Origin of the sequence: Atribacter sp. (assembly GCF_035418125.1) — a bacterium.
GTDB lineage: Bacteria > Atribacterota > Atribacteria > Atribacterales > Atribacteraceae > Atribacter > Atribacter allofermentans.
The window spans coordinates 1-11,494 of sequence record NZ_DAOLQM010000043.1 but is presented as its reverse complement, the minus strand read 5'-3'; the positions used below and the strand labels follow the sequence as shown (position 1 = coordinate 11,494).

At 36.3% G+C, this 11,494-nt stretch carries 13 protein-coding genes; all 13 read right to left on the bottom strand.

What is annotated here, in order from left to right:
• Positions 1-1,964: PAS domain S-box protein (locus PLK24_RS03970; protein WP_324476505.1), on the bottom strand; the 1,964-nt coding region annotated here is incomplete at its 3' end.
• 102 nt (positions 1,965-2,066) lie between these two features.
• Complete coding sequence (locus tag PLK24_RS03965; RefSeq protein ID WP_324476503.1) at positions 2,067-2,642, bottom strand: glycerol-3-phosphate responsive antiterminator; 576 nt, start codon at positions 2,640-2,642, stop codon at positions 2,067-2,069.
• 94 nt (positions 2,643-2,736) lie between these two features.
• Positions 2,737-4,179: a pyruvate kinase gene (gene pyk, locus PLK24_RS03960; RefSeq protein WP_324476501.1), complete on the bottom strand. Its 1,443-nt coding sequence runs from the start codon at positions 4,177-4,179 to the stop codon at positions 2,737-2,739.
• The gene (locus PLK24_RS03955; RefSeq protein WP_324476498.1) at positions 4,172-4,342 is read right to left on the bottom strand and encodes a hypothetical protein; all 171 of its coding nucleotides are present in this window, start codon (positions 4,340-4,342) and stop codon (positions 4,172-4,174) included. Before PLK24_RS03955 ends, pyk begins: the two co-directional genes overlap by 8 nt.
• Positions 4,343-4,402: 60 nt before the next feature.
• Positions 4,403-5,215, bottom strand: a complete 813-nt coding sequence (gene hisJ, locus PLK24_RS03950) for a histidinol-phosphatase HisJ (protein ID WP_324476496.1) — start codon at positions 5,213-5,215, stop codon at positions 4,403-4,405.
• A 113-nt stretch (positions 5,216-5,328) separates the two neighbouring features.
• Entirely contained in the window at positions 5,329-5,619 is a 291-nt protein-coding gene (locus tag PLK24_RS03945) for an HU family DNA-binding protein (protein ID WP_324476494.1), read from the bottom strand.
• A 40-nt stretch (positions 5,620-5,659) separates the two neighbouring features.
• Positions 5,660-5,920: a stage V sporulation protein S gene (locus PLK24_RS03940; RefSeq protein ID WP_218111272.1), complete on the bottom strand. Its 261-nt coding sequence runs from the start codon at positions 5,918-5,920 to the stop codon at positions 5,660-5,662.
• Between the two features lie 176 nt (positions 5,921-6,096).
• Positions 6,097-6,513: an NUDIX hydrolase gene (locus PLK24_RS03935; protein ID WP_324476491.1), complete on the bottom strand. Its 417-nt coding sequence runs from the start codon at positions 6,511-6,513 to the stop codon at positions 6,097-6,099.
• A 251-nt stretch (positions 6,514-6,764) separates the two neighbouring features.
• Complete coding sequence (locus PLK24_RS03930; protein WP_324476489.1) at positions 6,765-7,628, bottom strand: damage-control phosphatase ARMT1 family protein; 864 nt, start codon at positions 7,626-7,628, stop codon at positions 6,765-6,767.
• Positions 7,628-8,308 carry a potassium channel family protein gene (locus PLK24_RS03925; protein ID WP_324476487.1) on the bottom strand — a complete coding sequence of 227 codons (681 nt, stop codon included), beginning with the start codon at positions 8,306-8,308 and terminating at the stop codon, positions 7,628-7,630. Before PLK24_RS03925 ends, PLK24_RS03930 begins: the two co-directional genes overlap by 1 nt.
• 50 nt (positions 8,309-8,358) lie before the next feature.
• Positions 8,359-8,772 carry a thioesterase family protein gene (locus PLK24_RS03920; RefSeq protein WP_324476484.1) on the bottom strand — a complete coding sequence of 138 codons (414 nt, stop codon included), beginning with the start codon at positions 8,770-8,772 and terminating at the stop codon, positions 8,359-8,361.
• The gene (gene ftsH / locus PLK24_RS03915) at positions 8,769-10,649 is read right to left on the bottom strand and encodes an ATP-dependent zinc metalloprotease FtsH (protein WP_349770653.1); all 1,881 of its coding nucleotides are present in this window, start codon (positions 10,647-10,649) and stop codon (positions 8,769-8,771) included. Before ftsH ends, PLK24_RS03920 begins: the two co-directional genes overlap by 4 nt.
• A gap of 179 nt (positions 10,650-10,828) precedes the next feature.
• Complete coding sequence (gene hpt / locus PLK24_RS03910; RefSeq protein ID WP_324476481.1) at positions 10,829-11,374, bottom strand: hypoxanthine phosphoribosyltransferase; 546 nt, start codon at positions 11,372-11,374, stop codon at positions 10,829-10,831.
• Between the last annotated feature and the right edge of the window lie 120 nt (positions 11,375-11,494).

The window sequence follows — 11,494 nt, the reverse complement described above, 5'->3', positions numbered from 1 at the left end:
TAGCCGGCTTGGGGATGGGTTTTTATTAGACCAAATTCTAAATCAGACAATTTTGTTGGTTTAATGAGGATTTCTATTGGCACTGCTATTTTTCCTATGTCATGAATAGCGCTCGCCATAAAAAGGCCAGAAACCCGATCAATTCCTAAACCTAATTCAAATGCAATCGCTCGGGCGAGATGAGCTACTCTTCTCTGATGACCAGCAGTATAATAATCCCTAGTTTCTACAATTTCTGCTATAGTTTCAACCATTGATTCTAATGTGTTCCGTAATTTTTTATTGCTCATTTCCAAGGCTAATTCTGCTCGTTTACGTTCGGTTACATCCATAACGGTCGATATTATGAGTTGTCTCCCTGGAATAGGAGTGTTTTTGGCATTTATAAATCTTATTTCTTGTCCCCGACGAACAATAGGAACGTCATTCCATTGCATGCGTTGCGGGTCATTACTGGCACAATCCTTTATTACTTTCTTTTTTATTTTTTCTCGAAATTCCGGATCTTCGTATACTGCTTCCCAGAAAGAATTCGGTTTTTCTATAGCTTCCCGTGTAGTTTGATAAAGTTTCGGAAAGTTATCATTCATATAATGAAATAAAACCTTCGAATCAAGAAGATTGACTGCCACCCCAATTGGAAGATTGTCTAAGATGGTTTTGATATAAGCTTCACTTTCCCTCAATGCCTGTTCAGCTTGCTTTCTTTTGGTTATATCACGAGTTGTCGCAATAATACCAATGGGTTTTTGATTATCATCTCTCAAAAAAGACATAGTATTCTCAACCCAAATAGTCGATCCATTTTTATGGTATTCTTCGGCTTCTAAACTTATGGTTCTTTTGGGATCGGCACTTCCACTAGCTTCTAAGGCCATTTGTACTTTAAAAATTTGCATTATTTTTTTGAATGATTCAGGAGTAAAAATTTGATCTAAAGTCTGATGAATGGCTTCTTCAGTAGAATAACCACGAATCTTCATTATTGAGGGACTGACATAGGTAAGATTTAAATTAAGATCCAAAACAGTGATGTTGTCTCCAGTATTTTCCGCAATTAGACGGAATTTTTCTTCGCTCTTTTTTAAGGCTTCCTCAAACTTTTTGCGTTCAGTTATATCCCGAACGATGACGATGGTTCTCTCTTGATGGTGGGAATTATAAAATAGAGCTGATGCCAATTCGGCTGGAAAGCAGCTTCCGTCTTTTCGGATAAACAACAATTCACCTTTAGCTTTTCCCTTTTCTTTCCTTTCTTTCAACAAGAGAGGAAGCCGTGGATCTTTATCATCGACCAAACCATTTCTTCCTAATTTAATAATTTCCTGCTCAGTCCAACCAAAAATTTTACAAGCTTCGGGATTGGCAGCGTAGATTGTCCCATCAGGTTGGGTCAATAACATTGCATCGAGGCTGTTTTCAAAAAAAGAATAATATTTAGCAATATTTTCTTTCAACTCTTCTTCGGAATGTTTCTTTTTATTCAATTCATTTTCCAATTCATGGATGCGTTTTTCATATTGAAACAAGGCATTATTTTTCTCGATATTTTGATTAAAGTGGGCGGATATTGTTTTCATCAGGGTTTTCACAAGCACAATCAACTCATATTTATGATAGGGATACCTAAGAAATCCAGCTATCTCAAATTCCAAAGCTTTTTGTGGGGTTTGGAAATTTAACTTTTCAGAAGGGAGTATTACAATCGGTATATTTTTAGTTAATTCATGGTTTTGGATTGATTGACAAAAAAGCCGTTGCTTATTATCAAATTTAGTAATTCCTAAAAATATTATTTCGGGTTTTTCCTTTTGAGCAATATCAAGACCTATGGTTTCGTTTAAAGCGGTAAAAATTCGAGCTTTTGGATAGCAATTAAGTAACTTGATCGTTAACTGGTCTAAAAGAGATTGGTTATTCTGAACAATGAGGAATATAAATTCTCTATTCAGCACTAAGCTCATCTATTTCCTCCTGCAAAAATACTAATATTATTGAGTTAATTACCATGAATATTTGCTTCTTATTTTACCAAGTAAATAATAGATTTTTTATAATAAAAGCTTTTATTCTATCGTCCATAAATCCGGTGAGCTGGTTGATATGGCTGTTGCGCCGGATTGTAAAATTGCTTTAACTTCCTTATGATTTCGAATAAATCCTCCACAAATAATTGGAGGAAGGCTTTTTATGGGAATTTGTTTTTGGATGAAGGGAAATATAATTCCGGGTAGTATCTCAATTGCATCGGGAGACAATTGAGAAGCAACTTTCAATCCAGTATTTAAACTTTCGCTATCTAAAAGGAAAATTCGAAATATTGTCATAAAACCTTGTTTTTTTGCTAAAGATAAAGTACGAGAACGGGTCGATATAATTCCGTTGATTGCTTGGAAATAATTTTTCAAAAAGATTAAACCATCATGATCAGGAGAAAGACCGGAAAATAAATCGAGGTGTAAAAAAAATGTAGAGAAATGTTTTTCGATTTTTTCCAGAATTGATTGAATAGTATTGATATTGCCATCGAGAAGAAAACAAGGTCCACCAGGTCGAATGAAAGTTAAGTCTATCGTTTTTTTTCCTTCAAAACGTAGAGCAGGAATTACTGGGTATGAACGAAGTAGAGCAACAAAATCCATGAACCTATTCCTCAATTATTTGTATTTCCAATAAGTCTATTTAAACCAATCATACTACAAAGTAATTGAATTTTCATAATTTTTGTCTTAAATTTTAAAGTTCTTCTACTTGAAGAAAATTGGTGAAACCTGATTTCTGTAATGGAACTCCAGCGGTAATAATAATTTTATCGCCTTTTTTTCCAAAACGAGAAGCAAGAGTAAGCCTTTTCATTTCTTCGATTAATTTTGATGGTTCAGTGCATAAATCCACTGAAAAAGGAAATACTCCATAGGAAAGCTTTAATAGGCGTAGTATGTGATACTGAGGCGAAAAGGCCAGTATTGGAATATTCGGTCGAAAGCGGGATATTCTCCGGGCTGTACTTCCCGAATAGGTTGATGTCACAACCGCAGTAAGTTTAAGATTACGGGCAATTTCCCAGGCTCCAAAAGAGATAGCGCTGGATAAATCAGTATTGTTGACCATAATTTTTTGGACATCAGGAACGAAATCAGCGTAATATTCAGTAAATCGGGCAATTTTACTTGCCGTTTGTACCGATTCCATGGGAAAATCACCTATAGCTGTCTCACCCGACAACATGATCGCATCGGTTCCATCATAAATTGCACCAGCAACATCACTCACTTCAGCTCTGGTTGGAATTGGATTTCTTATCATACTATCTAACATTTGTGTGGCTACGATAACTGGTTTGCATCTGCAGCGTGATTCAAATATTATCCTTTTCTGCCAAAATGGAACTGATTCAACAGGTACCTCAACCCCGAGGTCACCCCGGGCAATCATTATTCCATCAGATGCTTCAATAATTTCATCGATTTCATTCAAAGCCTGTGGTTTCTCGATCTTGGCAATAATGGAAAAAGGTCTTGAAAAATTAGCAATTCTATTGCGTAAGGCGAGAATGTCCTTGATTCCTCGAACAAAGGAAAGGGCAAGAAAATCTAAATCCCAGTCCTTGATCGCTTCCAAAATCTGAAGGTCTCGAGTCGTCAACGAAGGAAAACTATCGGGAAGATAAGGGATGTTGATCCCTTTACGAGAAGAAATCACTCCCCCTTTTTCAACCTTACATAAAATTGTACAATTATCATTAGAAATAATTCTTAAACGAACCAAACCATCATTAATAAAAAAAATATCCCCCGGTTTAAGTAGAGTAAATAATTCAACATTATCTACGGTGATTACCGGCATGGAACCAGGAAGAGATGAATGTATTATATAAATAACTGCTCCATCAGGAAGTTCTGTCTCTCCTCCTTGTATTTCCCCTATTCTGAGTTTCGGACCGGGAAGATCACCAATTACGGCATGAAATTTCTTTTGTTGGGAATCATAATTTCGAATGGTTTGAAGGACAGAAAAATGTTCTTCAAGAGTTCCATGAGAAAAGTTTAAACGAAATACGTCTACTCCTTCTTGAATTAACTTCATAATATTTTCTGGATTTGAAACGCTAGGTCCTATGGTGGCAACTATTTTCGTTTTTCTTGGTAGGTCGATGTTAGAGGTCAAAAGGTCAATCACTTTTTTTCCCTCCTATAGCAGATAAAAAAATGAAAATGAGTATGAGAATAACTATCCAAATAAAATTACGAAAGAAACTCGATTGGGGATAATCTCGGGCAAGTTTTATAAAGAGGATGGGTACGATGATGACTATCGAAATCATGGTTATAATCATCCTCATTTTAAGCTCTCCCTAACTCATTTTGCTCTCATTTAATTGAATTCCTAAGATATTGTCTTTTTATTCCTTTCCTATGGGATAGTAGGTTTTTCTTTTTTTATTAAATTGTGTCAAATGAGTATATCCCACTTTTTTGATTAGATCCAAAGCCGATTCAAATTCTTTCCCTACCTCATAAGGGCGATGCGCATCGGAACCAAGACAAAGAGGAACTTGAGCTTGAAAACATTTTCTCAATATTTTTTCTGACGGATAGGCTTCTCCAATTGGTTTTCTATATCCCGCAGTGTTCACTTCAACTACCATATCAAATTTTTTACACAACTGAATAGCTTGATCTTCTTCAACAATAGTCTCAGTTGGTTGATAGCGAAATTTTTTCGGCAGATCGAAATGAGCAACAATATTATAACAACCAGTCTCAATACCTTGCATTAAAGTCTTATAGTAGGACCGATAGATTTCATTAATATCTCTGTTTTCATAATAATGAATATATTTGGGATGATCAAAAGCCCAATCGTCTAAAAAATGAACCGATAAAAGCAGGTAATCCCAGTTATAGAAATCTACGACCGATAAAGCCTCTTTTTCTTTTCCCGGAATGTAATCAACTTCTAATCCGGTTTTTATTATAATTGAATCTTTATATTTAGTCTTTAGGGATTCGACTTCTTCTACATAGATTTCTAACTCTTCATCGGGTATGGCACAATGGCGTGTTCTTTCTTCTTTGGGTAGAAAATACTGTGGGCAGTGGCCTGAAAATCCAATTTCAGTTAATCCTACTTTCAAAGCATTTTCAATGTACTCTTCATAGTTACCTTGAGCGTCACCACAACGATGAGTATGAATATGATAATCACATAACATATCGAGGTCTCCTTGTTCAATTATTAAAAGGATTTTTATACTTTACGAATAAAAAAGAAGGGGCGATGCCCCTTCTTTTTTATTGATCACAATATAATATAATTCTAAAAAAATTACTTTACAACTTCTTTTAAGACTTTACCAGGACGGAAAAATGGTACCTTTGTGGAAGGGATTTGAATCTCTTTTCCAGTCTGTGGATTTCTACCCCTCCGCCCAGCTCTGGTTTTCACTCCAAAGGTTCCAAAACCAACGAGTTGAATTTTCCCTCCTTTTTTTAACTCCTTCTGGATGGAATCAAATAAATTATCAACTATCATGGCCATATCTTTTTTGGATATTTTGTCTTTCCGGTTTTTGTTAATGTTTTCAGATAATACATTTACTAACTCTTGTTTATTCATCCCTCCACTTACCTCCTTTTAATTTGAATTCTGATTTCCCCTATCCAGGAAGAACTATGAATCTTATTGCAGTTTTCTCATTGTCATCAATTTTAACATCAACAAAGGCTGGAATACAAACCAGATCTACACCGCTTGGTGCAAGATAACCCCTAGCAATAGCTATCGCTTTTACCGCCTGATTAACCGCTCCTGCTCCAACAGCCTGCATCTCTGCCTTCCCATGTTCCCTTATTACCCCTGCCAGAGCCCCCGCTAATGCTGCTGGTCTTGTTTTGGAAGAGATCTTGAGAAGCTCCATTTGCCTACCTCCTTAGTCCGCATTGAACTGCTATTTTTGGGGATCCGTTTCCCTGTGACCCCGGGGAAACCAACATTCCCCCTCCTTTTACAATATTTTACCGAAAAATTCAAGTACTGTATACATTTTTTTCAATACTTTCTCATTTTCCCCCTTTCTCAGTTATTATTTATATTTTAAATCTTTTTCTGGATTATATTTTGAATAAGATTTTTTTCATTTTGATAAAAAAGGAGACTTTGAGCTTCTCTAATTTCTGCCCAGTGAACTTCTTCGACTTCTCCAGTATCAAAAGCGTTTAGGTTATTTTTCGGTATCATGATAAAATAATTAACTCTTTCACAGAAGTTCTGATCATTTTTTTGGTATTGGAATTGTATTTCACCGGCTTTTTTTTCAATTCTACAACAATAGCCGGTTTCTTCTTGTACTTCACGAATTGCAGTTTCTTGTTCCGACTCATCGTTTTCCTGATGGCCCTTGGGAAGCGTCCATAACGGGGAGTTCTTTTTTCTAATGAGGAGTATATATTGGTTTTGCCCTTCGATTTTCCTTACTATCCCGCCACAGGCTTGAACATATGTTATGGTCACCTTTTGACGATCTCCTTGACAGTATGGGATTGGGCATTTTTTAACCCAGTATGTTAATTCAAAAACTTCTTCACTATTTTTACATGAAAAGTTAATTTTTGCAAACAAAAAGCCCGTTTTTCTATATAAATGCTATATATATGATAATGACTAATAATTATTTTAGCTAGTGGTAAATAATTAATATTATTTACAATATAGGAAGATGGTAAAGAAAATAAAGATAGATAGTTGAAAACTCCGTTATGAAATTATCTCTCTTCTAATTTCTTATTTTTCTTTAAAATAAGTGCTCCCTGTTCTACTCCCAGTTCTCGAGATACCGCCTCACACTTTGCCTTTAAAAGAAAATAGATACCCTCTGATCGATCGCTCAGAGTTTCGAAATTTCCTTGTCCTTTCGATAAAATACAATCAGCTTTACGCCATATCTCTTGTACGTTCTGAGGAGATCGTTCAATGTCAATCCCAATTTCACCCTGACCGGTGGTTAAAATTGTTGCGACTTTATCTATCCCAGCTTCTATAGCGTCTTCCCTTAGGGCATCATTGGAAATCGGCCTTTCTTTAACAATAAAATAAATTTTTCTCCCTTGATTTATTTCTTCTAAAAAAACTCGGTCAAACACGACTTCACCAGCATTATCACCAATATAGAGAAGAATTTTTGAAGATTCCAAATCAGCTTGAAAATCATCCCAGTCATAAATTCCCCAGGGAGTATGTTCTATTTGATAGAGAATTTCATTAACTTTGACTTCTTTGTAAACACCCAAATCTATTATATTACCAGCAATTGCAATTCGTAATGCAGTTTCTAAGCGATTTTTACTTTGTTCCACATATTTTTTTAATTGAGGATAAAGCTCCAAGGCCATCTGATTATAATATCTTTTCTCCTCGTAAAAGATATCTTCAATGCCAACCATTTCTTGTGCAATACGATGAGCTATGGTTGTCATAAAAGCTGGCGTCCATTCTGGATCGGCTTGAGCATAATTTTTGGAAACTCTTTGTAATACTCGCCAAACAAATTGTTGGTCTTTCCCTGCTTTTTCCACAGCTTCTTGGGTTTGTCGAATATTACAACAAAAACATTCAACTTGCGCTTTCATTAAGATCCCCCATTGTCAGATCGTTCTGATGCTAATTCACGGAAAAACTTCTTTAGTTGTTGTTCATCCCCGAGGACATAGATGATATCATTTTTGTTCAATATTTCACTGGCGGCAGGAGAAACGATATATTCATCTGTCCTTCTGATTGCCAAAATAGTAACACCAAATCGGTTTCTTAATTGTGATTTACTCAAAGTCGTATTTGCCAAAACCGCAGGAAGTTTTGATTCAACAATATTGTAGCCTGGAAAAAGTTCTTCAGTTCGAATAGCATTTTGAAAGGTCAGAGTTTTGGCAACTTTAATCGCCATATCTTTTTCCGGGAAAATAACGCGGTCAGCACCAACTTTGCTAAGAATTTTTCCATGATTTTCATTAATAGCTCGAGCTACAATAAATGGTACTCCCATATCCTTCAAGGCTAAAGTGGTGAGGACACTGGATTGTATGTCATTTCCAATACTGACTATAGCAACATCGAAATTTCTAATTCCGAGCGCCTCTAAAACCTTTTCATCAGTAGTATCAGCTTGGACAACTTCGCTCACCTTACTTGCTAGGTCTCTTACCGGTGCCTCTTCAATATCGACAGCCAATACCATAAAACCTTGTTGATAGAGTGCTAATGCTATATTTTTCCCAAATATACCTAAACCAAATACTGCAAATTGACGCATTTACACATCACCATTTCATTATATTGCTCTTTTAAGTATTGAATCATAATCTATGACTTTGATGTCATTCGAGTTTTTTGATCAAGTTTCTTTAAAAAACTGTCTCTTCTAACCACAAATCGCTCTAATTTTCCTTCACCAATTTTTTCGATTTCATCAAAAGCTTCGGCTTCAAAAACTAATCGGTTTCTATAAATTTCAACCAAAGTTGCCCGAGCAGTTACTTTCATACCTGGTGGAGTCGCAGCAATATGAGAAATACTGATCCGGGTCCCAACACTTTCATAACCATCAGAAAGATGATTCTTGACTGCATAAAAAGCAGCGTTATCCATGAGCGATACCAACATAGGAGTTGCAAATGCCGGCACCATTTCTTTTTCGAACTTATCGGCGGTATTTTCTTTACCAACAATAGCTGAGGCAACCCCGGTTAACCCAACCCGAAGGGTATTACTCTTCATTTTGTATTAATCCTCCCTTCCTGGTTCGAAGGAAAATCTGATAATAATTGTTCAGCTGCAGCTTGTTTATTTTTATCTTCTTCTGACGAGAATTCAGGAATTTCATTCCCGTTTATATCTAAAATTTTATCAATTTCTTCTCTCTCTAAGACTTCCTTTTCCAACAAAATTGCTGTGAGTTTATCTAGTTTATCACGATTATCAATGATTAGTTTCCGAGCTTGTTCATAAGCACTGTCAATAATGCTTCTGACCTCTTTATCGATGGTAAAGGCAACTTCTTCACTGTAATTTCGGTCTTCAGCAATATCCTTCCCTAAAAATACTTCCTTATGCCGACGTCCTAAGGTTAAAGGTCCCAGGGTGTCGCTCATACCATATTCACAAACCATCTCTCGGGCTATCTCAGTTGCTTTTTGTAAATCATCATGAGCACCAGTGGTTATATCCTCAAAAACGATTTCTTCGGCTACTCGCCCACCCAAAAGAACTGCTAAACGAGTCATTAATTCCTGCTTGCTAATAAGATACCGATCTTCGGTGGGAAGTTGTAAAGTATAACCTAAGGCTGCACCACCTCGCGGAATTATGGATATTTTATGTACTGGATCTGTATTGGGAAGAAATCTTGCGACTAAGGCATGACCAGACTCATGATAGGCTACAACTTTCTTTTCCTTATCGCTAATGATGACATTTTTCCTTTCTGGTCCAGCTATGACCTTATCAATGGATTCTTCCATATCCGACATTTCTATTACATCTTTCCCCTTGCGGGCTGCAAGAAGCGCTGCTTCGTTCATCATGTTGGCAAGGTCAGCTCCAACAAATCCTGGAGTTCTTCGAGCCAAAATCTTAAGATCAATATCCTTCCCTAAGGGTTTTCCTTTGGTATGCACTTTTAGGATAGCTTCTCTTCCTAATACATCAGGTCTTGGTACGGCGATCCTTCTATCGAAACGGCCGGGTCTGAGAAGAGCCGGATCGAGAATGTCAGGTCGGTTAGTGGCAGCAATCAGTATAACTCCTTGATTTGGGTCAAAGCCATCCATTTCAACCAAAAGCTGATTCAATGTTTGTTCCCTTTCATCGTGTCCTCCCCCTAAACCAGCACCCCGATGTCGTCCTACAGCATCCAGTTCATCAACAAAAATTATACAAGGAGCGTTCCGTTTGGCATTTCCAAACAAATCTCGAACCCGTGCTGCACCAACTCCAACAAACATTTCAACAAAATCAGAACCACTGATACTAAAAAAAGGAACTCCTGCTTCACCAGCAACTGCCTTGGCCAAAAGAGTCTTTCCTGTACCTGGTGGTCCGTATAACAATACACCACGGGGGATTCGAGCTCCTAATTTCTGGAATTTACGCGGATTTTTTAGAAAATCAACCACTTCACTTAATTCTTCTTTTACCTCTTCAATACCCGCAACATCATCAAAGGTAACCTTCACTTTTTCTGAATCTACCATTCGAGCATGGCTCTTTGAAAAAGAGGTTACTTTGCTTCCACCACCTTGAAATTGTTGAAGTAAAAATATCCAAACAATGATCAGCAATGCCGTTGGCAATAGGGATCCAAGAATCCTTGACCACCATGACGGTTCGGTAGGCGGTTTGGCATCAATATTAACATTTTGATTTCGTAGGATTTCAATCAATTGAGGATCTTCAGGAGCATAGGTTGTAAAATTCGTTCCATCTTTGAGATGGCCTAATATATTTTTATCCATAATAGTAACGCTCTCAACCTCATTTCCTTTAACCAAGTCAATAAACTCGGTATAAGTAAAAGCTTGAGGTGGTATTTCCTGTTGCATGAAGGAGGTTACTAATGAAACTACTATGATAAGAAACAAGAGATAAAATCCCATGTTTCTGTAAAATTTCCCACCAGGGGTATTATTCAGTTTCACTTATTTTTTCATCCTCCTCTGATTAATCCGACAAAGAAACATGATAAATATTCTCCTTTTGTCATTTTCTAAAATATATTTAGAAAGCTTTATATGGATGCATTCAAATAAACTGATTTTAAAATTATTGTAACACATCAAACCGTTTGATAATATTTTGGCTTCAACACAAAAATAAAAGGATAATTACGATATTTTTCAGCAAAATCTAAACCATACCCAACCACAAATTGGTCTGGAATAACAAAACCGGTATATTCAACTTCTAAATTCTTAACAATTCGTCTTTCTTGCTTATCTAAGAGTGCACATACTTTTAAGCTCGCCGGTTCTCTTATAGTGAGGACATCTTTCAGATGTTGCAGAGTAAGACCGGTATCAACAATATCTTCAATAATAAGAACGTGTTTATTGTGAATTGGTTTATCCAGATCTTTTAATATCCGTATTACTCCACCTGATTCACTGTCATCTCCATAACTTGATATTGACATAAAGTCAACACTTAAAGGGACAGAAATATTCCGTATTAAATCTGACATAAAAATAAAAGCACCACGAAGTATCCCAATAGCACGAATTTCCTTATCAACATAATCTTGGCTTATTTGTTGAGCCAATTGTTTTACTCGACTCTGGATTTCTTCTTGAGAAATTAAAATTTTATCGATAAAATCATTCATTTTTTCACCTCTTACCTGTCCTCATCGAGACAATAAAAATGCTTTTGCTATTTTCCTGAACTTGGGCTCTTTCGTCAAGTAAAATACCAGGTATCCAAAGAATCTTTTTTTGATCACATA

Bases quoted from the DNA above. Each gene is read 5' to 3' on its own strand.
- PLK24_RS03965 (WP_324476503.1), bottom strand. From the start codon at position 2,642: ATGGATTTTGTTGCTCTACTTCGTTCATACCCAGTAATTCCTGCTCTA.
- PLK24_RS03955 (WP_324476498.1), bottom strand. From the start codon at position 4,342: ATGAGGATGATTATAACCATGATTTCGATAGTCATCATCGTACCCATC.
- hisJ (WP_324476496.1), bottom strand. From the start codon at position 5,215: ATGTTATGTGATTATCATATTCATACTCATCGTTGTGGTGACGCTCAA.
- PLK24_RS03945 (WP_324476494.1), bottom strand. From the start codon at position 5,619: ATGAATAAACAAGAGTTAGTAAATGTATTATCTGAAAACATTAACAAA.
- PLK24_RS03940 (WP_218111272.1), bottom strand. From the start codon at position 5,920: ATGGAGCTTCTCAAGATCTCTTCCAAAACAAGACCAGCAGCATTAGCG.
- PLK24_RS03930 (WP_324476489.1), bottom strand. From the start codon at position 7,628: ATGAAAGCGCAAGTTGAATGTTTTTGTTGTAATATTCGACAAACCCAA.
- PLK24_RS03925 (WP_324476487.1), bottom strand. From the start codon at position 8,308: ATGCGTCAATTTGCAGTATTTGGTTTAGGTATATTTGGGAAAAATATA.
- PLK24_RS03920 (WP_324476484.1), bottom strand. From the start codon at position 8,772: ATGAAGAGTAATACCCTTCGGGTTGGGTTAACCGGGGTTGCCTCAGCT.
- ftsH (WP_349770653.1), bottom strand. From the start codon at position 10,649: ATGGGATTTTATCTCTTGTTTCTTATCATAGTAGTTTCATTAGTAACC.
- hpt (WP_324476481.1), bottom strand. From the start codon at position 11,374: ATGAATGATTTTATCGATAAAATTTTAATTTCTCAAGAAGAAATCCAG.